Annotated in this window: 16 protein-coding genes and 1 pseudogene; 7 read left to right on the top strand and 10 right to left on the bottom strand. The window is 68.7% G+C overall.

Annotated features, from left to right (window positions below):
* Positions 1 to 216 precede the first annotated feature (216 nt).
* Positions 217 to 1,356, top strand: coding sequence for a thiamine pyrophosphate-dependent enzyme (locus ABKA17_RS23255; RefSeq protein ID WP_502994346.1), 1,140 nt, complete (start codon positions 217 to 219; stop codon positions 1,354 to 1,356).
* Position 1,357: 1 nt separating this feature from the next.
* Entirely contained in the window at positions 1,358 to 3,397 is a 2,040-nt protein-coding gene (locus ABKA17_RS47970; RefSeq protein WP_502994345.1) for a 2-oxo acid dehydrogenase subunit E2, read from the top strand.
* A 22-nt stretch (positions 3,398 to 3,419) separates the two neighbouring features.
* On the opposite strand, the gene ABKA17_RS23240 is transcribed toward ABKA17_RS47970, so the two are convergent.
* Positions 3,420 to 3,860 carry a VOC family protein gene (locus ABKA17_RS23240; protein ID WP_353694108.1) on the bottom strand — a complete coding sequence of 147 codons (441 nt, stop codon included), beginning with the start codon at positions 3,858 to 3,860 and terminating at the stop codon, positions 3,420 to 3,422.
* Between the two features lie 253 nt (positions 3,861 to 4,113).
* Here ABKA17_RS23240 and ABKA17_RS23235 point away from each other — a divergent pair, with 253 nt between their 5' ends.
* Complete coding sequence (locus ABKA17_RS23235) at positions 4,114 to 4,905, top strand: class I SAM-dependent methyltransferase (protein ID WP_353694107.1); 792 nt, start codon at positions 4,114 to 4,116, stop codon at positions 4,903 to 4,905.
* Between the two features lie 49 nt (positions 4,906 to 4,954).
* Here ABKA17_RS23235 and ABKA17_RS23230 read toward each other — a convergent pair whose 3' ends face one another.
* The 6 genes and pseudogenes from ABKA17_RS23230 to ABKA17_RS23205 form a co-directional block, all read right to left on the bottom strand.
* Positions 4,955 to 6,295 (bottom strand): ferredoxin reductase family protein, encoded by a 1,341-nt coding sequence (locus ABKA17_RS23230; protein ID WP_502994344.1) that lies wholly within the window; start codon positions 6,293 to 6,295, stop codon positions 4,955 to 4,957.
* 268 nt (positions 6,296 to 6,563) lie between these two features.
* Positions 6,564 to 7,415 (bottom strand): class I SAM-dependent methyltransferase, encoded by an 852-nt coding sequence (locus tag ABKA17_RS23225; RefSeq protein WP_353694105.1) that lies wholly within the window; start codon positions 7,413 to 7,415, stop codon positions 6,564 to 6,566.
* Positions 7,416 to 7,523: 108 nt separating this feature from the next.
* Positions 7,524 to 8,258, bottom strand: coding sequence for a M15 family metallopeptidase (locus tag ABKA17_RS23220; RefSeq protein WP_353694104.1), 735 nt, complete (start codon positions 8,256 to 8,258; stop codon positions 7,524 to 7,526).
* Positions 8,259 to 8,332: 74 nt separating this feature from the next.
* A complete protein-coding gene (locus tag ABKA17_RS23215; protein WP_353694103.1) occupies positions 8,333 to 8,698 on the bottom strand; it encodes a hypothetical protein in 366 nt (121 codons plus the stop codon).
* Positions 8,676 to 10,871 (bottom strand): glycoside hydrolase domain-containing protein, encoded by a 2,196-nt coding sequence (locus ABKA17_RS23210; protein ID WP_353694102.1) that lies wholly within the window; start codon positions 10,869 to 10,871, stop codon positions 8,676 to 8,678. Before ABKA17_RS23210 ends, ABKA17_RS23215 begins: the two co-directional genes overlap by 23 nt.
* A 380-nt stretch (positions 10,872 to 11,251) precedes the next feature.
* A pseudogene (locus tag ABKA17_RS23205) lies at positions 11,252 to 11,385 on the bottom strand (helix-turn-helix domain-containing protein); the annotation flags it as partial.
* Between the two features lie 161 nt (positions 11,386 to 11,546).
* Here ABKA17_RS23205 and ABKA17_RS23200 point away from each other — a divergent pair.
* The gene (locus ABKA17_RS23200; protein ID WP_353694101.1) at positions 11,547 to 12,014 is read left to right on the top strand and encodes a winged helix DNA-binding protein; all 468 of its coding nucleotides are present in this window, start codon (positions 11,547 to 11,549) and stop codon (positions 12,012 to 12,014) included.
* A gap of 331 nt (positions 12,015 to 12,345) precedes the next feature.
* Entirely contained in the window at positions 12,346 to 13,566 is a 1,221-nt protein-coding gene (locus ABKA17_RS23195; protein ID WP_353694100.1) for a metallophosphoesterase, read from the top strand.
* Between the two features lie 81 nt (positions 13,567 to 13,647).
* On the opposite strand, the gene ABKA17_RS23190 is transcribed toward ABKA17_RS23195, so the two are convergent.
* Both ABKA17_RS23190 and ABKA17_RS23185 read right to left on the bottom strand, forming a co-directional pair.
* Positions 13,648 to 14,715 carry an LLM class flavin-dependent oxidoreductase gene (locus tag ABKA17_RS23190; RefSeq protein WP_353694099.1) on the bottom strand — a complete coding sequence of 356 codons (1,068 nt, stop codon included), beginning with the start codon at positions 14,713 to 14,715 and terminating at the stop codon, positions 13,648 to 13,650.
* Positions 14,716 to 14,969: 254 nt separating this feature from the next.
* Positions 14,970 to 15,233, bottom strand: a complete 264-nt coding sequence (locus ABKA17_RS23185; protein WP_353694098.1) for a hypothetical protein — start codon at positions 15,231 to 15,233, stop codon at positions 14,970 to 14,972.
* Positions 15,234 to 15,313: 80 nt separating this feature from the next.
* On the opposite strand from ABKA17_RS23185, the gene ABKA17_RS23180 reads away from it, so the two are divergent.
* A complete protein-coding gene (locus ABKA17_RS23180) occupies positions 15,314 to 15,769 on the top strand; it encodes a hypothetical protein (RefSeq protein ID WP_353694097.1) in 456 nt (151 codons plus the stop codon).
* Between the two features lie 83 nt (positions 15,770 to 15,852).
* Here the strand turns inward: ABKA17_RS23180 and ABKA17_RS23175 are convergent, their stop codons facing one another.
* Positions 15,853 to 16,575 (bottom strand): FadR/GntR family transcriptional regulator, encoded by a 723-nt coding sequence (locus tag ABKA17_RS23175; protein ID WP_353694096.1) that lies wholly within the window; start codon positions 16,573 to 16,575, stop codon positions 15,853 to 15,855.
* A gap of 404 nt (positions 16,576 to 16,979) precedes the next feature.
* Between ABKA17_RS23175 and ABKA17_RS23170 the strand changes: the two genes are divergently transcribed.
* Positions 16,980 to 19,211, top strand: a complete 2,232-nt coding sequence (locus ABKA17_RS23170) for an alpha-L-fucosidase (protein ID WP_353694095.1) — start codon at positions 16,980 to 16,982, stop codon at positions 19,209 to 19,211.
* The last annotated feature ends 84 nt before the right edge of the window (positions 19,212 to 19,295 follow it).

The raw sequence follows: 19,295 nt of genomic DNA, 5'->3' as shown, positions 1-19,295 counted from the left end.
GGGCCTTCGAGACGAGCGGGCGACATGCGAATTACGGCTTGCTGACGTGCAGTTGACACATAGGAAGCGCTTGCCTCGATCACTCCACGATCCGAGGTCCATCCTGCGGACTATTCAGTTCCGCTTCACTCTCCCTTTTCCGTTCGGCAGCTCCGAAATCGCTCGTCATGGAGATCATCCGAGGTGCACAAGCCATGCCGAAAATGCGGAGGAAAGATGGAGAACAATCCGATGCATACGCCGGTGAAGAGTTGGGTAGACCCTTCCCCCTGGCTCCCCTCTCAAGTTCCGGTTTCTTTTCTCTCAACAAATGGCAATGCATGGGAATTTGACAGCACCCAGGGGTCTCGGAAGCGCGTCTACCCTGAGCCGTCGCCCGAGTCGCTGCTGACGGCGTACCGGAAGATGGTTCTCGGGCGCCGCTTCGACGAGCAGGCGACGTCACTCGCCCGGCAGGGCCGGCTCGCGGTCCACCCGTCCAGCCTCGGCCAGGAGGCCTGCCAGGTGGGCGCGGCACTGGCACTGCGCGCCACGGACTGGCTGTTCCCCACTTACCGGGACTGTGTCGCACTGGTCAGCCGCGGGATCGACCCCGTCGAGGCTCTGACGCTCCTGCGCGGCGACGCCCACTGCGGCTACGACCCGGTACGGCACCGCACGGCGCCGCAGTGCACCCCGCTGGCCACGCACGCCGCGCACGCCACGGGGCTGGCCCACGGCGAGCGGCTCAAGGGCACGGACACCGTCGCCCTCGCGCTGGTCGGGGACGGCGCCACCAGCGAGGGCGACTTCCACGAAGCCCTGAATCTGGCGGGCGTGTTGAAGGCTCCGGTCGTCTTCCTGGTGCAGAACAACGGGTACGCCATTTCCGTCCCGCTGTCCGAGCAGTGCGCCGCACCGAGCCTGGCGTACAAGGGAGTCGGCTACGGCGTCCGCGCGGAGCAGGTGGACGGCAACGATGCTGCGGCCGTACTCGCCGTGCTGAGCACGGCCGTCGAGGACGCCAGGGCGGGCGGTGGGCCATGGCTCGTCGAGGCGCACACCTACCGCATGGGTCCACACACCAGCGCCGACGACCCCTCCCGGTACCGCACGTCCGCGGAGGCCGACCACTGGCGCCGGCACGACCCGATAGACCGCCTGGAGTCGGCACTGCGCGCACGCGGTCTGCTCACCGACGCGGACACGAAGACCGCCGCGGCCGACGCCGAGGAATACGCCGCCGATATCCGCGAACGGCTGGCCACGGACCCGGAGTTGGCACCCCACGCCCTCTGCGACCACGTCTTCGCCGCACCTCCCCCGCACCTCGCCGACCAAGGCACCCTCCTCCGGGCCGAGTTGGAGGCTTGCTGACATGACCACCGGCACCATGGGAATGGCCCAGGCACTCAACACCGCCCTGCGGGACGCACTGGGCGCGGACGAGCGCGTCGTCGTCCTCGGCGAGGACGTGGGGCGCCTCGGCGGCGTGTTCCGGGTCACCGACGGACTGCGCGACGCCTTCGGCGACCGGCGCTGCTTCGACACCCCCGTCAGCGAGGCCGGCATCGCGGGCCTCGCCATCGGCATGGCCATGTCCGGCTGGCGGCCGGTGGTGGAGATGCAGTTCGACGCGTTCGCCTACCCGGCGTTCGAGCAGATCGCCTCCCACATGGCCAAGATGCGCAACCGCACCCGGGGCGCCCTGACACTCCCCCTCGTCGTGCGGATCCCCTACGGCGGCGGCATCGGCGGCGTGGAACACCACAGCGACTCCAGCGAGGCGTACTACACGCACACGGCCGGACTGAAGGTCGTGACACCGGCAACGGCCGCGGACGCCTACTCCCTGCTGCGCGAGGCGATCGACGACCCGGACCCGGTGATCTTCCTGGAACCGAAGCGCCGCTACTGGAGCAAGGAACCTCTCGAACTCCCCACCCGGGCCGAGCCGTTCGGCACCGCGGCCGTGCGACGCGCCGGAAGCGACGCCACACTCGTCACCTACGGACCGTCGGTCGACGTGGCCCTGGAAGCGGCTCACCTCGCCGGCACGGAAGGCCTGGACATCGAGGTACTGGACCTCCGTACGCTCGTCCCCCTCGACGACCGTGCGCTCACCGCGTCCGTGCGGCGGACCGGGCGGTGCCTGGTGGTGCACGAGGCCCAGGGCTTCGCCGGGGTCGGCGCCGAGATCGCGGCCCGGGTCCAGGAGCACTGCTTCGACGCGCTGCGGGCGCCGGTCCTTCGGGTCACCGGGCTCGACATCCCCTATCCTCCACCGTTGCTGGAGAGCGCCCATCTGCCTAGCGTGCGGCGGGTGTTGGACGGCTTGCACCGTCTGTTCCCCGAGTCCCCTCGCCGGGTTCAGAGCACCCCCGCCGCCGCGGACATCGCCGCAACAGGCCGTACGTTCCTCCTTCCCGACCTAGGTGAAGGCCTGACCGAGGCCGAGGTGCTGGAGTGGAAGGTCGCCGTGGGTGACCCCGTCGAGCACGATCAGGTCGTCGCGGAGGTCGAGACGGCCAAGTCCGTCGTGACACTGCCGAGTCCGTACGCCGGTACCGTGACCGCCCTGCACTGCCGGGCCGGTGAGGCCGTCGAGGTGGGGGCGCCACTGCTCACCGTGGCGGAGGAGGACACCGCATCCGGGGCCGTCCTCACCGGCTACGGCACCTCGAACCGCCGCGTAGCTCAGCCGTCGCCGCGCCCGACGAACAAGCCCGCGACGGCTGATACCGCGCAGAAGCAGGACGCCACGACCGGTTCCCTGAGCTCCGCCACCCGGACCCCGCTCGGCGCCGCGGCGGAGAAATTCGTCCGCGGGCACCGTGACACGCCCGCCGTGACCATCTGGGCCGACACCGAGGCCGACAGACTGCTCACCGCCCGAGACACCCTCAAAACGGGCCTGATGCCGCTGCTCGCCCGGGCCTGTCTGGACGCGCTCGCCGCGTTCCCGGAACTCAACTCCCGTATCGACGCCGACCGTCAGGAGCTCGTCCGGCTGCCGCAGGTGCATCTCGGCTTCGCCGCGCAGACCGACCACGGCCTCGTCGTCCCCGTCGTCCGGAACGCCGCCGACCTCTGCCTCGACGACCTCTCCACCGAACTACGGCGACTCACCGGCCTCGCCCGCTGCGGGACACTCCCCTCCGAGAACCTCACGGGCGGCACCTTCACCCTCAACAACTACGGTGGCTTCCAGGTCGACGGCGCCACGCCGATCCTCAACCACCCCCAGGCGGCGATGATCGGGGTGGGCCGCATCACCGACCGCCCCTGGGTACGGGACGGCCGCGTCGAGGTCCGCAAGGTCGTCACCGTGTCCCTGACCTTCGACCACCGCGCGTGCGACGGCGGCACCGCGGCCGGCTTCCTTCGGCATGTGATCGACGCCTTCAACGCGGCCTAGGGACTCGGCGATCGCTTCCTTCTCAGTGCAGTTGCTCGGCCAGTCCGACGATGATTCCTTCCGGGCCGCGGACGTAGCAGAGCAGATAGCTGTCCTCGAACCGGGCGATCTCCCCGAGGAGTTCGGCGCCGTGAGGGCGCAGGCGGGCCACGGTGCCCTCGATGTCGTCGACGGCGAACATGACGCGGTGCGTGCCCACAATGTTGTGCGGGCGGTCGCGCGGCCCGGCGCTGATCGGAGCAGGGCTGCGGTACTTCGCCAGCTCGAGCCGACTGTGTCCGTCCGGGGTCCGGACCATCGCGATGTCGCAGTGGACGCCGTCGAGTCCGGTGCACTGGTCGGCGAAGGTGCCCTCGACCTCCGCCCTGCCCTCCAGCTCCATACCGAGTTCCACGAAGAACGCGATGGCGGCGTCCATGTCCTCGACGACGATGCCGACGTTGTCCATCCGCTGAATCGCCATGGTGGCTTCTCCTTCTTCCTCGTCCGGCTCTTCCTCGTCCGGCTCCTTCTCGTGCGGCCGGTGGTGGCCGCTGATGTCCCTGGGACGGAGCCGACGGCACGTTCTCGACATCCGCAGACCGCCCGAGGGGCCGTGTTGTGGACACCTCGATGCCCCTTAATTTCATTGAGCCCGCGCCCTGCAATCGTGTTGGCTGGCGGCACCGGAATGTCAGTACCACAGGTGTCCGCTTGGCTGTAGCAGGGAGTTGAAGGTGCAGGACCGTGTTGACGACCCCGCTGCCCACAATCGGGCAGCCTGGGACAGGTATGTCCAAGAGGGCATCGAGTGGTCGAGGCCGGTGAGTACGGAGGATGTCGAGCGTGCCCGCATGGGTGACTGGTCGATCGTTCTCATCGGGCGTGAGCCGGTCGACCGCTCCTGGCTGCCGACGGATCTGACCGGCAAGGACGTGTTGTGTCTGGCCTCCGGCGGTGGCCAGCAGGGGCCGATTCTCGCCGCCGCGGGGGCGCGGGTCACCGTGTTCGACAACTCTCCCGCCCAGCTCGGCCAGGACCGGATGGTGGCGGCGCGCGACGGACTCGAGCTGCGCACCGTCCTGGGCGACATGCGCGACCTCAGCGCCTTCGAAGACGCGACATTCGACGTCGTGTTCCATCCGGTCTCGAACCTGTTCGTACCGGAGGTGGCACCGGTGTGGCGTGAGTGCTTCCGCGTGCTGCGACCGGGAGGAACTCTGCTCGCGGGCTTCCTCAACCCTGATGGGTACTTGTTCGACCACGAGGCGCTCGACGAGCGCGGCGAGCTGATCGTCGTGCACAAGCTGCCCTACAGCGATGTCACGCAGTACTCCGCCGAGGAACGCGCCGCGAAGTTCGGCGCGGGTGCCGCTCTTGAGTACAGCCACACCCTCACCGACCAGATCGGCGGGCAGCTCGCCGCGGGGTTCGTCCTCACCGGCTTCACGGAGGCGCCGCACCAATCCAACGCCTCCGCCCCATACATGTCGCACTACTTTGCGACGCTGGCGGTCAAACCGGGCTGACCCACGTCGGCACGTCGGCCCCTGCTCCCTGCTCCCTGCTCCCTGCTGTTCAGGCCAAGCCGAACCTCTCGGCGTGAACCTGTCGCGCGGGGACGCGCAGTTCTCGCAGACCGGCCAGTACGGCCGTCGTCATGGCCGGCGGTCCGCACACGTAGACGTCGCGGGTGGTGATGTCGGGGACCAGTTGGTGCAGGTTGCTGGGGCCGAACGGCGGGACTCCGCCCTCGCTGGTCCGACCGGTGAGCAGGTGGAGACGTCCGCCCCGCAGGGCCAGCAGGCGGCGCACCTCGTGCAGCAGTACGGCGTCGGCCTCACTGCGCACCCGGTACAGCACGACGACGTCACCGCTCGCCTGCTCCTCGAGCATGGCCCGTACGGGCGTGATCCCCACGCCGCCGGCGATCAGCAGGGCTCCGGGCCGGGTCCGGTGCAGGGAGGTGAACGCGCCGTAGGGTCCCTCGACGAAGGCACGACTGCCGACGGGGAGGTCGCGCAGGCCGGCGCTGGCGCTGCCCACGGCCTTCGCGGTGAGGCGCAGGCCGCGCCCGTCGGGTGCCGCCGACAACGAGAAAGGGTTGGCGTGCCACCAGTGGTTGTGGCCGGGGAACCGCCAGATACAGAACTGACCGGCCCGGGCCGGGAGTTTGTCGAGGTGTCGGCCGGTGACGTACACGGAGACCACGTCGTGCGACTCCGGCACCACGGCCGTCACGCTGAAGCGGTGGTAGGCGTTGCGCCACAGCGGCATGACCAGGCGCCCGGTCAGCAGCGCGCCGAAGGCGAACAGCCACAGGATCCACCAGTAGGCCGTGGCGAATGCGGAGGACCTGAACGTCGTCGTCTCCTGCAACTGGTGCACGAACGCCAGGCCCAGAGCCACGTAGAGCAGCACGTGCAGACCGTGCCAGACCTCGTACCGAAGCCGCCTGCGCACAAACCGGGTGGAGACCGCGCCGATCACGACGATGACGGCCGCGGCCCACATGCCCAGCAGGGAGGCCGGCACTCCGCTCAGCGCAACGAACGTCTTGACCATGGAGGTGTCGTCGAGTGTCGCGTAGCCGAGGATGACGAGCGTCGCGTGCGTCAGGACAGTCCACAACAGGGTGAAGCCGACCCAGCGATGCCACACCGTGAGCCGGTCCATCCCCAGGCGGCGGTCCAGCCAGGGCAGCCGGGCCACCAGCAGCAGTTGCAGCAGCATCAGCAGGGCCGCGTGCAGTCCGAAGAACTTGGCGACCGTGAGCACCTCGTTCTTGCCCGACCCCGCGCTGACGAACAGCGTCTCGACGATCACCACATTGACGACGACGAATGACCACATCGCCCAGCGCGCCGCGTCCACCGGAAGCACGGTGCCTGTCCGCACCGTACGACTCTCCGCCACCATGGTTGCCCCTCACTCCCCCGGGGTCGCCGTACACCTGCGACCCGTGTGCACAAATCCCATGAAGACCGAGGAATTTGGCTGGATACGCACCTCGATCGCGTAAGAATACGGCCGGTGGACCGGTTCCGTTCATGCCGGAACCTTCCAATCTGACCGTCAATCGTCCCATTCGACGGTCGGTCCCCTCCCGCCACTTCACAGCCACAGCGACCGAGGCGAAGAGTTTCGGGTGACGGGATCGGCCGCTCCGGGCGGACCGGGAGGCGTGCTACGGGCGGACCGCCGAGATCAGTCCGCCGGGCCCCTCCTCGCGCTGCGGCGGGGCGCTGATCGGGCGGCCGTAGGCGGCAGCGCGCTCGCGCAAGGTGTGGCTGTCGGCCTGCCAGCCGTGCTCCGCCAGCCAGCTCACCGGGTCGTCGGGCATCTCCGAGATCCACATGGCCGCCGCCGATCCCGGTACGGCGTCCGCGCCGAAGCGCTCGATCACACCGCGCGAGCCCAACGTCAGCCCCATCCGGCTGCCTGGCGCCGACTGCGCGCTGATCCGGGCCAGCAGCAGCTCCACTGCGTCCTCGGGCAGATAGATCAGCAGTCCTTCGGCGATCCACGCGGTCGGCACGGTCGGGTCGTGCCCCGCGGCAGCCAGCGCGGCCGGCCAGTCCTCACGCAGATCCACCGCTACGGTGATCCGCTCGCAGCGTGCGACGGCGCGCTCCTGGCGCAGCACCGAAGCCTTGAAGTCCAGTGGCGCGGCGGTGTCGACCTCGAACAGCCGAGTACCCTCGGGCCAGTCCATCCGGAAGGCTCGACTGTCCATACCTGCCCCGAGCAGCACGACCTGCCGGACCCCGGACTCGGACGCCTCCTGCAACAGGTCGTCGAGGAACTTCGTCCTGATGACGATGGAGAACGACACGGCCATCCGGCGACGTCGCGCGGCCTCGTCATCGGGCAGCGGCGCCGAGGAGGGCCACAGGCCACCGGCGGCGGCGAAGGCCTGAGCCAGCGGGTCTCGAAACAGCGCGTTCTCCCACTGGCTCTCCAGCGCCCGCACCCTGGCCACACCCACCGCCGTGGCCCACACTCCCGACGGCCGCACCCGCTCCTGCTCATCAGTCACGGCGCCAGCCTAGATGACATGAAACCAGCCCCCCGAGCCCGCGGGAGCTGAGTCCGGGACGTGCTTCCGCAGGTGATCCGCGTGCGGAAGCCCATCCGGTGACAGGTGTCAGGTCTGTGCGCGCTTCAGTTTCTCCGCTGCCGCCGAGCGCTTTTTGTCCCGGGGGTCGCGGATGACGCCGGCGCCCGCTCCCGGAGTGGCGTTCCAGGCGCGGAGCTTCTTGACCAGGGCGTGAAGTCGCGGATCGTCGGGGGCGGTGGCGATCTGGAAGTGGGACTCGTCCGGCACGGAGAAGTCTCCGCCCCAGCGGACCACTCCGTCGCACTCGGCGAGGATGTCGCGCACGACGGCCAACTGGTAGGGCAGGAAGCCCCCTTTGACGCCGCGCGGGTACGAGCCGGGGCGGATGTCGACCGCGGTGCCCGAAGCGTGGTTCTGCTCGTAGTCGCCGTGCTTGATGCTGCCCGGCGGGCGAAAGCCGACGACGTCGCCAGGCCGCAGCGTGTCGATCTCGTAGTGGAAGCGGCGGATCACGTGCACGAGGACGGTCTCGGCGTCTCCGATGGCCACGTCCACGCCGAAGCCGGTGCCCGCCACCGGCCGGGTCCACACCGAACCGCCCTTGTTCGCGGCGGTGTTGACGAGCCAGCCGTTGGGTGATCTGGTGCCCGGCTGCACCTTGGCCGCGGCCGCCTCGACCTTGGCCATGTGGGACCTGCTCGGCGAGGTCGGGTTGTCGACGGCCGGTGCCGCCACCGCGGGCGGCGCGAGCGTCGCACCGACGCCGACAGCGAGCGCTGCACCGGCCGCGGACCGCAGAAAGACACGACGTGTTGTCGTCATGGAGGGAACCCGTTTCGTGGGAGAGGGATCGCAGGAGGTGGGCCAGGACAGAATGCGGACCGGAACGTCGGTCCTCACAGGGTGGCCAGCCCGTAGACGATGGTGGGCAGGATCACGAGCGCCGTGCTCATGAGCCAGTAGCGCTTCAGACCGGCGCCCCAGGTCCTGCGCACGATGAGGTTGGCGGGGACCCACAGCGCCGTGAACACGCCCAGCAGTACCGCCAGCACGACGAGCCAGGGCAGAACACCGTCGTTGTCGGTCGGGTCACGGCTCACCAGCCCGAGTCCCGCCAAGGGGTGGACGAGGACGAACCGGACGGTGAGCCCGAACGGGACGGTGCCGAGGCAGCCCAGCAGCAGGTTGACGGCGACACACGCCGCCCACCCCCGCCGAGGCGAGTCGAGGGCTTCGACGTCACTGACCGCGCTGCGGCGCATAGTACTTCTCCAGGGTCCGGTACAGGCCGATCAGACTCTGGCCGTACGCCTGAGCCGCGTCGCCGGTGCCGTTGTAGCGGGCCAGGAGAGCCTGGGTCTCCGTCTCGCTGATGTCGGTCGTGGGACGGGCATCGCCCAGTTGGTAGGCGTTGTAGAGGGTGAGGTAGGCCGCGGTGGTGATGTTGTAGACCGGGTCGTCGTGCAGCTTCTGCCAGACCGAGTGCAGGTCGGCCTGCGGGTCGAGCGGCGTGCCGTTGATGATGCCCTGCTGTATGCAGTAGTTGCGGGTGTCGATGGCCACCCATCCGTAGATCTGGCCGAGCCCCGTGGTGCAGTCGTCCTTGGCGCCGGCTTCCACGGCCGCGTCCGCCGCCAGGTCGAGTGCGTTGTACTTGCGGATCTCCCACAGCACCGGTGCCTGGATGAGCGCCTTGCGCAGGCCCAGGGTGCGGGCCAGTGCGGTGAAGAGCCAGTCGGCTTGGACCACCACGTCGAAGGCCTCGGTGGTGGTGTTGGCGAACTCGGTGGCCTCGTCGTCGTCGAAGATGCTGGAACCACCGCTCTCCGGGACGCCGATGCTCGTCAGATACTCCTGGACGTCCGCGAGCATCGCGTCCCGCTGGTCCATGTCGAAGGCGACGTCGGGATGGTCGACCGCGGTGCCCGGGTCCTTGGCGGACTGCCCCGTGTCGCGGCCGGAGGCGATGTCGTTGTCCAACTCCAGCCACTCGTCGCCGAGTCCCACGGTCGTGGTGGCTATCTGGTCGAAGGCCCAGTTCTCGGGCATCGGATAACCCAGGTTGCCGGAGAAACCGGTGGACATGTCCGAGACGAAGCTCGTGCCCGCATACCCCGCGGCACTCACCCGGGAACATATGTTGCGCGGCCCGTACACACCCACCGTGTAGTTGGAGGTCTCGGTGATCGTGTCGTGGACGCCCTGGAAGTGCGGCAGGATGTTGTCGGTGACCTCGTAGTCCAGCGCGTCGTAGTCCACCGCGAAGTAGATCCGGGTGCCGTCCTTGAAGCCGTGGTACCGGGCCCACTCGATCGCCGAGAGTGCGTCGTATTTCCCCTGGTTGTAGGTGAAGTAGCTCGCCTGGCCGCCGTAGGTCTGGTAGATCGGGAAGACCCGGATCCCCGCGCCCATGACGATGTCCAGTTCGCCCGGCTGGATCATCTTGTTCAGGTCGGTGTTCGCCACGTTGCACAGATACCGCCCGACCGTGTCGTAGCCGAGCGACTTCAGGCCGGCGGCCATGTTCGCGGTGATGCTCGTGACGCAGTCCAGCGCGGTGCCCTGGCGGGTGGGATCGCCGGTGGAGACCAGCAGCGAGGCCCAGGTCTGGAAGTCGCCCGCGCCGGTGACCGGGAGTTTCACGAAGTCCTGGAAGGCACGCACGGCCGAGGCGAGCGAGTTGTCGTAGGTCGTGGTGAAGGAGACCCCGGAACGCTGGTTGAAGACCATCGCTGCGGAGAACAACTGCACCCACGTGCCGGTCGATCCCACCGACAGTGTGTTGGCCTTGATACCGGCCTGGGTGCCGGGCCCGAAGACACCGTTGGCCACGTCGTCCGACATCCCGATGGTGTACTGGATGGCGAACATCAGAGCCTTCTGCACGTCCCTGGAGAAGAACCCGTCGCAGGGAATGACGAAGAAGTTGGCCCGGCCGATGTACCGGGAGTTCATCCACTGCTGGATCGAGCGGACAGTGTCGCTGCCCCCGCTGATCGTGACGTACGCGTCCATGTTCAGCAGCGCCTTGAACAGCTTGGGCACCATGGCGTCGCCCGGATACACGCTGTCGACACCCGCGTTCGCCTTCAACTGCTCCACTGCTGCGGCGACGCGGTCGCTGTAGACGCCGTCGATGCCGCCGCCGTCGTAGCCCTTGCAGTACAGGCCGGACTGGATGATGCGCACCACGTTCGCCGAGGGTGCGGTGGCCGCGTCGATCGAGGGCCAGCGGGAGGTGAGGGTGGAGAGAGTGGTGGTGCCGAAGTTGTCCGACAGAGTCGTGATGCCCAACTCGTACTGAAGACAACGGGTCAGCGCGTACATCGTGGGCCAGCCTGTCAGCCCGTTCTCCTCGACCTGCGGAATTCCGGTGACGCCCTCGTAGGTTTCGTTGATGAACTTCTGCGCCGCCAGCACCATTTCGTCCGCCATGGACCGAATCCCTCCCTGGGGTTATGGAGTTGTGAGGACGTGCCTCGCCGCGCGACCAAGCACCGGGTACGCCCATGAAATGAGGCATGCAGCCCGCCGGTGCGAGCGCATGCCTCGTATTGATGTGCCTGGTGGGGCTTGGGTGCGCCCTGAAACTACCAGCGGAATACGGCTGCTTTGCGTCATCCCCGAGCAAAAAGAACGTCAGCTCGGGCAATGGCGCCTGGCTCAACCAAAGGGTGTCCCGTCAGTGATCCCCACGTTGGTGTGGACACAATCGGCCCGCCGTGCGAGCTCCTCCCCTATCCGACCAGGCGACGTTGCGCAGTCGGGCGATGCCGAGCCTGGCATGGTGGACGCCGTCGGCCTTTGAGGCGGCAGTCGATGAGCCGGCAGACCGCCGATTCCGAGACACCCAACACAGCAGCTCGAGCTGTCGCATCGTCAAGTTCGTGCGCCAGTACCCAACGACCAGCAGAATCCGGTCCTCCACCGACAGGCTCCACGGCCGGCCGAGATGTCGCCAGGGGCCGCAGGCAGACTCTCCTCGTTCCCGAGCCGACAGCCAACCGGGAGATCACTCGCTTGCCCTCAACCGCACTTGAGGTCCTACGTTCTTCGCATGACCTGCACAGTGTGCGGGCTCCACACTGAAGTGCCTGGAGGGGATATTCCATGACGACCCAGCAACTCTCCGACGCCGAACTCGCCCGCCAGCCCGCCGCGTACTGGACCGGCGTCGCCTACGAGGCGCTCATCGCGTACATCCGCGCCCGGCAGGCCGAAAAGGGCTTCACCCAGCCCCAGTTCTGGCTGCTGCGCAACCTGTCGAAGAACGACATCTCGCCCGACGGAGAGGGGATGACCCTGCCCGAGCTGCGCCAGGCCATGACCTCCTACATCCGCCCCGAGGACGATCTGGCGGCGGAGGCCGAAGTGCTCCTGGAGCGCGGCTGGCTGACCCGGGACGCCGAGAACCGGCTGTGGCTCACCGCAGAGGGAGAACGGGCCCGCGTCGACATGGCCAGTATCGCGCCCGCGATCGGAGCCGTCCTCCACGAGGGCATCGACGACGCGGACTACGTCACCACGGTGAAGGTGCTCCAGCGGCTGATCCGCAACGCGGGCGGGACGGCCGTCTGACTGGCCGCGAGCCCGGGGCAAAGCGCCCCGGGGGTGACCACACCTCAAACATGTCCTGGAGCCGAATCTCAAACATGTCCTGGGGCCGAATGCGCCAACCGATCTCTGCGGGACAGCCCTTCGGCGGGCGGGCAGCGAGGATCGAACGTAGCCGTGTGCCGCTGAACGAACCTGCCAGCCGCAGGGACGATCCGCGGGCTGTGCAGGCACCGCTCGTGTGAGGACCGGCCGTCTTGCCCCCCGCTCGACCTCTGTGTTCGACCGGTCGCGGGCAGCCCGAGGGCGACCGGATACAGTGCGCGAGACGGCAGCCTGGTCAGAGAGGGCAAGCGTGACCGACACCAGCGACACCCGACCCGCCGACAGCGAAGCGCGAGCTCCGCGGCAGAGCCGACTGCTCCGCCTGATGCGCTACCTCCCCCTGATCGCGCCCGTACTGCTGTGGACCGTGCCCTGCGGGGTGCTGCTGTACGCCGGCCAGCAGTGGCCGCTGCCCGTCACGCTCTTCGGCACCGCCCTGTTCGTCCTCGGCCTCGTCGGTATGCCGATCGCGATGATGCGCGGCCACGGCCGGCGTCAGCAGGACCGGGCGGCGATCGTCGGTGACACCTTGCTGGGCACGAGCTGGGTTCTGTTCACCTGGTCCGTTCTGCTCGGCGTCTTCCTGCGGCTCGCCCTGACCGTGGCCGGCGTCGGCGACAGTCAGGACCGGGCCCGCATCGTCACGTGGGCCGTCCTCGGCGTGACCGCCGTACTGCTCGCCTGGGGCTCCGTCGAGGCCCGCCGCGTGCCGCGCGTACGCAGACTCGACGTGCAACTCCCGCGGCTGGGCGCCGGGTTGGACGGCGTCCGCGTAGCCCTCATCACCGACACCCACTACGGCCCGCTCGATCGCGCCCGCTGGTCGGCACGCGTGTGCGAGACGGTGAACACCCTCGAAGCCGACCTGGTCTGCCACACCGGCGACATCGCCGACGGCACAGCCGAACGCCGCCGCGCCCAGGCGGCCCCCCTCGGAACCGTGCGGGCCACCCACGCCCGTGTGTACGTCACCGGCAACCACGAGTACTACAGCGAGGCCCAGGGCTGGGTCGACCTGATGAACGAGCTGGGCTGGGAGCCGCTGCGCAACCGCCACCTGCTGCTCGAACGCGGAGGCGACACCCTCGTGGTCGCCGGTGTGGACGACGTCACCGCCGAGTCCTCCGGACTGGCAGGTCACCGTGCCCACCTCGCCGGAGCCCTGAACGGCGCCGACCCGGACCTACCCGTCCTGCTCCTGGCACACCAGCCCAAGTTCATCGACCGGGCAGTGGCCGCCGGCATCGACCTCCAACTGTCCGGCCACACCCACGGCGGCCAGATCTGGCCCTTCCACCACCTCGTACGCCTCGACCAGCCCGCCCTCGCCGGCCTCACCCACCACGGCCCCCGCACCCTCCTCTACACCAGCCGCGGCACCGGCTTCTGGGGCCCGCCGTTCCGCGTCTTCGCGCCCAGCGAGATCACCCTGCTCGTGCTCCGCTCCCCGCACCGGCCCACCTCGGCGTAGCGATCGACGGGCCGACACATCCACTCCACTCGGAGCACTCCACGAGCCACGCTTCCAACGTTTGCGCTCAACGCTCGTCGCTTAGGTGAGAAGCTCAACAAGTTGGGCCATCTCGCTGGGCGGGTCGATCACCGGTTGGATGAGGAGTTCGTCGACGCCTGCCTGTTCCAGAGCGGCGATACGGGTACGGAGGTCGTCGCGGGTACCGACGAGGGCCACGCTGTTCATCAGCGAGGGCAGGACCAGGTCCCGGTCCTGGGCTGCGATGCGTCCGAGGTAGTTGGGGTAGAGCTTGGTGTACCGGTCCGGCGCGGTGGCGGTGGTGCCCCGCCGGTCGAGGAGTTTTCGCACCGCCTCGCGTTCGTCGGGACCGAGTTGCCCGACGAAGGCGGGGGTATCGGCGGCGAAGTCCAGCATCGACAGGACGAGATGACCTGTGGCGTCCCGGGCCGCGTCGCTGCCAGGGTCCTCGTCGCCGCGCAGCAGGTGGAGCGCGGTGACCACGTAGGAGTTCACGGACGAGTCCGCCGGGGAGTTGGAGTCGTGGACCGTGCCGTCGGCGGCTCGACGGCGGGCGTTGTGCAGCGCCTGCCAGGCGGTGGGGTCGAGCAGGCCGAAGGAGATGAGGCCGGTGCCGCGGCGACCGGCGACGGCGGCGGCCTTCGGTCCGTGCAGCGCGGCCACGACGAACTCGATCGGATCGGCAGTGTTCACGTGCGCCCCGGCGTGCAGGAACCGGACGTCGCGGACCCGGTCACCTTCGCGGTACTCGGTCGAGCGCCCGGCACACAGATCCTGCAGCGCCGCGGTGAAGCCCTCCAGCGCGGCCGCGGTGGCGGGTGGCATGCCGAGTGTGCGCCGGGCGGTGTTGCCGGTGCCGACCCCGCAGATGATCCGGCCCGGTGCCAGGGCGTTGAGACTGGCGAACCCGCTCGCCGCGGCCGGGGCCGAGCGCAACGCCGGTGAGGTCACGCCGATCCCGAGCTTGATGCGCCGGGTGGCCTTCGCGCACAGCGCCAAGGCGACGAAGGGGTCACCGTGGACCATCGGGGTGTCGTTGACCCAGAAGCTGCGCAATCCCAACTCCTCGGCCTGCACGGCGAGATCCTCCACACCGGGCTGCGCGGCGACGACGACACCTGCAAGCATCAAACCTCCACAGTACGAGGATTCGGATCAAGCTTCCTCATGCTGCCAGGTGCCGGGTCTGAAACCCACGGCCGTGACGCGGTCTACGGAACCACCAGGACGGCTTGAGCCGGCGGCCCCATACCTGGAGCGCCCCCTGGCCCACGACCCACAACAGACCACGTTCGGAGGGGACGCCGCAGACCCTTGCACGAGCGGGAATGCGCCTCTCCAGGCAGCCCTTCCCGACGGTACGACCCTCAGTCGGCCACGGCTCACCACCGGGCGCGCAGCACGCCGTCGCTGTCGGGCAGGACCGCGTGGAGCAGCGGGTGGCGATCGTCGAGGTTCACGGGCAGGGCGCGGGCCGCCCTCGCGCCCGCCACCAGCGCGGCGAGCTCCCGGTACTCGGTGTCGTCGACGAGCGCGTGACTGATCGTCCCGTCCTGTGCCTCCCAGACGAACTCCACGGATCCCTCCTCGGGCAGCGCGGCCAGGACCGCGTCGACATCGACGTCGAGGTCGGGCCAGACGGTCACCAGGGCACGTGGGGTGAGAGCGGCGCGGACCGCGTTGAGGTTCTCGCCAGTGACGCGGTGCCAGCTACGAGCAGTCCATCGTGGCCCCGTTGCTCGACCTCCTGACCGATGCCCACACGCTCACCGGCGACCCGGTCTTCCACGACGCCATCGCCGAACGACTGCCCTGGCTGCTGGCGTTCGGCGGCCCTCAGCCCCACGCCCGGCTGCACGGAATCGCCATCCGGCACTGGGACGGCTTCTGGTTCGGCGCCAACCGACTGTGGGGCGATGTCTTCCCCCACTACTGGAGCACCCTGACCGCCGTGACCCTGCTACGGCTGCCGACCACGCTGCGCACGGACCAGACCGACCGGCTCGCCGAGGCCATCCTGCGCGCCAACATGGCGAACTACTCCGAAGACGGCTCCGCCACCTGCGCCTTCGTCATGCCCTCGACCGTCGACGGCAGGCCCGCCCACACCGCCGACCCACTCGCCAACGACCAGGACTGGCACCTGCTCCTGTGGCTGCGGGCACGACAGCAGGGCCACTGACCCTGCGGGCCGATCGTTGTGACGGGCGGTGCCATGGCCACCCTTCAGCCCAGCTCCCGCTCCCACCCCCGTGCCGGTGCCGCTTACGTGCCCCCACGTTCCGTCGGCGTGGGAGCCTCGGTGGCACGCAGGTGTTCGCGCAGCCACTGTTCGGTGTTGCTGACGTGCAGCAGGGCCGCGGCCTGACTGAGGGCGGCGTCGCGGGTGGACAGGGCCGTGAAGATCGCCTCGTGTTCGGCGAGGGTGCGGCCCGAGGCCTGGGTGTCGACCAGGCCTCGCCAGATGCGGGCTCGCAGGGTACGGCCGGAGATGCCTTCCAGAAGTGTCAGCAGGGACTCGTTGCCGGTGGCGGCGACGACCGCGCGGTGGAAGGCGGCATCGTGGACGTTCAGCCGCTCGACATCCTCGCGGGCCTCCCGCATGGCGTCCAAGTGGCTCTTCACTTCGGCCAGTTGATCGTCGGTGATGCGCGTCGCGGCCAGGGCCGTGGCGACCGGTTCAAGGAGCCGTCGTACCTCCATCAGGTCCCGCAGGGCCCCCGAGTCGCCCTGGAGGAGTTCCACCGCGCCACCCAGCCCCTCCAGCAGGAGGCTCGGCTGGAGGCTGGTGACATACGTGCCGTCGCCCCTCCGGACCTCCAGGACCCGGGCGACGGCCAGCGCCTTGACCGCCTCGCGCGCCAGATTGCGGGACAGGCCCAGCTGGGCCGCCAGGTCGGGCTCGGGGGGCAGCTTGGAACCCGGGGGCAGCGCGCCGGTGCGGATCAGCTCACGGATCTGTTCGATGGCCTTGTCCGTCAGGGACACCGGGAACTCCTTCCGCCGCCGTTCCCGGTCGGCACGTCCGGCCTGATGAGCCCTCGGCCACGTAGGTCGCGATGATACTGGGGCGCCCGAGAAGGGACGCGATCGCCGCGGCAGGCAGGGTGGCGCCGTGCGGACAAATTGCCTGAGCAGTCCCCCGGCAGCCACGATCCATCCCGTCAATCTAGCGACCGGCCACCTTGACCTGCAATGAGCCAGGGCAAATACATGTGATGTCTGATTGCTGAAATCAGGACCATCGTCCTCAAAGTGACTCCACTTGTCGACCAATCTCAACTATTCATCCCTGCACATCTGTTGACACGGATGGGACTCAGGGACGACCTTCATCCGTAACATCCGCTGCCCAGGTTCCCCTGTCCCCCCTCTGCATCAGGGATGCCCTCATGTCGAGTTCGCTCAGCAGACGTCAGTTCGTCGCCGGCGCCACGGCCGTCGTGGCGGCCGCCGTCGCCACCGACGCGTTCACCGCGGGCCGTGCCCACGCGGCCCCAGCCACCTACACACCCACGTGGGATTCCGTGAACCAACACCCCGCCGCTCCCGAGTGGTTCCGGGACGCCAAGTTCGGGATCTACTTCCACTGGGGCGTCTTCAGCGTCCCCGCGAACGACAGCGAGTGGTACCCGCGCAACATGTACGCCCCCGGCAGCAACGCGAACAAACACCACATCGCCACCTACGGCGACCCGTCGGTGTGGCCGTTCCACAACTTCATCGACGGCGCCGACGATCTCGCCGGAAACCACGTGGAGTTCGCGCCGAAGCTCAAGTCGTCGGGCGGCGCCTTCGACCCCGAGGAGTGGGCGCAGCTCTTCGTCGATGCCGGCGCGAGGTTCGCCGGTCCGGTCGCCGAGCACCACGACGGCTACTCGATGTGGGACAGCCAGGTCAGCGAATGGAACTCGGTCGACAAGGGCCCCGGCCTGAACCTGCTGAAGCTCTTCACCGACGCCATCCGCGCGAAGGATCTCAAGCTGCTGGTGGCGATGCACCACGCGTACAACTACACCGGCTACTACGAGTACGCGCCCGCGCAGTCGGACGAAAGTCTCAAGAAGCTGTACGGGCAGCTGAGTTCGGCGGCCGAGAACCAGCTCTGGTACGACAAGCTCAAGGAGGTCATCGACCGGGCCAGGCCCGACATCCTGTGGCAGGACTGGCGGTTGGACCACGTCGACGAGACCCAGCGCCTCAACTTCCTCGCGTACTACTACAACCAGGCCAACGCATGGGGCAAGGAAGTCGTCGCCACGTACAAGGACGGCCTCGACAGTCACGGCGTGGTCTTCGACTACGAGCGCGGCGGACCGGCCGACCTCACCAACCCGTACTGGCTGACCGACGACAGCATCTCCAGCTCCAGCTGGTGCTACACGCAGGGCATCGGCTACTACTCGACGCAGCAGATGCTGCACGCCCTGATCGACCGGGTCAGCAAGAACGGCAACATGCTGCTCAACATCGCGCCCATGGCCGACGGCACCATCCCCCAGGGCCAGCGGGACATCCTGCTCGCCATCGGCGACTACCTGAAACGGCACGGGGAGTCGATCTACGACACCCGGGCCTGGACGGCGTACGGCGAGGGACCCACGAAAATGGGCGGCGGATCCTTCACCCGGCCGACGGCCGGCACCGCGCAGGACATCCGCTTCACCCGGAGCAAGGCGAACAAGGTCCTGTACGCCACGGTCCTCGGCTGGCCCGGCAGCTCGCTGACGATCAAGACCCTCAACTCCACCCGGATCGACGTCTCTTCGCTGAAGTCGGTGAAGCTGCTCGGCTCCGGCGCGGACTCCTACATCAAGCTGGCGACCCCGACTCAGGACGCCAACGGCCTGACGATCACCCTGCCGTCGTCGGCGCCCTTCACCTCCGACGCCTACGTCCTGAAGCTCTGCTTCAAGGGCGAGATCCCCAGCCTGCGCCCGCTGGCCGGGGCCGTGGCCTTCAAGGACGTCGGCTACTCCGGCACCGGCACCGTCCTCGAAGTCGGCGAGTACACCGCGGACGAACTGACCCTGGCCGGCCTCACCCCGCGCACCCTCTCCTCCCTGCGCCTCGCTCCCGGTCACCAGGTCATCGGCTACTCCGGCGACGACTTCACCGGCACCGCGTGGACCTTCGCCTCCGACAACGCGGATCTGAGGACCACCGGCAACAACGACAGGGTGACGTCCCTGAAGGTGCAGTTCGATCCGTCGACGTACTTCAAGGTCGTCAACGTCACCGACGGTCTGGCCCTGGACAGCGGCGGCGACGTCGCCTCCGGCTCCAACCTCAAGCAGTGGACCTGGGACGGCAGCAGCAACCTCCAGTGGCAGGCGGTCGACGTCGGCAACGGCTACTACAAGCTGGTCAACCGCACCAACGGCATGGTCGCCGACGGTTGGGGCGCCACGACCGACGGCTCGGCCGCCCGCCAGGCCGCCTGGAACGGCGGCACCAACCAGCAGTGGCTGATCACCCACCGCGGCGACGGCCGCTACTCCATCGCCAACCGCACCTCAGGACTCGTCCTGGACGGCGGCGGCAACGTCTCCTCCGGCTCCGTCACCAAGCAGTGGACGTACGGCAGCAGCACCAACCTGCTGTGGACGTTCACCGCCCTGTAGCCGACCCGCCCGCCCCTGACGGCCTCTGCCACGGCCACGGGGGCGGGCCCCCGCGCTCAGGCCGACTCCGCAGATGGGCGCGCT

Origin of the sequence: Streptomyces sp. RG80 (assembly GCF_040446465.1) — a bacterium.
Taxonomy (GTDB): Bacteria; Actinomycetota; Actinomycetes; order Streptomycetales; family Streptomycetaceae; genus Streptomyces.
The sequence above is the reverse complement of the archived record's forward strand: the minus strand, read 5'-3'. Positions and strand labels throughout refer to the sequence as shown.

Excerpts from the sequence above, each read along its gene's own strand:
- ABKA17_RS23255 (WP_502994346.1), top strand. The coding sequence starts at position 217 with ATGGAGAACAATCCGATGCATACGCCGGTGAAGAGTTGGGTAGACCCT.
- ABKA17_RS47970 (WP_502994345.1), top strand. The coding sequence starts at position 1,358 with ATGACCACCGGCACCATGGGAATGGCCCAGGCACTCAACACCGCCCTG.
- ABKA17_RS23240 (WP_353694108.1), bottom strand. The coding sequence starts at position 3,860 with ATGGCGATTCAGCGGATGGACAACGTCGGCATCGTCGTCGAGGACATG.
- ABKA17_RS23230 (WP_502994344.1), bottom strand. The coding sequence starts at position 6,295 with ATGGTGGCGGAGAGTCGTACGGTGCGGACAGGCACCGTGCTTCCGGTG.
- ABKA17_RS23220 (WP_353694104.1), bottom strand. The coding sequence starts at position 8,258 with ATGACGACAACACGTCGTGTCTTTCTGCGGTCCGCGGCCGGTGCAGCG.
- ABKA17_RS23215 (WP_353694103.1), bottom strand. The coding sequence starts at position 8,698 with ATGCGCCGCAGCGCGGTCAGTGACGTCGAAGCCCTCGACTCGCCTCGG.
- ABKA17_RS23210 (WP_353694102.1), bottom strand. The coding sequence starts at position 10,871 with ATGGCGGACGAAATGGTGCTGGCGGCGCAGAAGTTCATCAACGAAACC.
- ABKA17_RS23200 (WP_353694101.1), top strand. The coding sequence starts at position 11,547 with ATGACGACCCAGCAACTCTCCGACGCCGAACTCGCCCGCCAGCCCGCC.
- ABKA17_RS23190 (WP_353694099.1), bottom strand. The coding sequence starts at position 14,715 with ATGCTTGCAGGTGTCGTCGTCGCCGCGCAGCCCGGTGTGGAGGATCTC.
- ABKA17_RS23170 (WP_353694095.1), top strand. The coding sequence starts at position 16,980 with ATGTCGAGTTCGCTCAGCAGACGTCAGTTCGTCGCCGGCGCCACGGCC.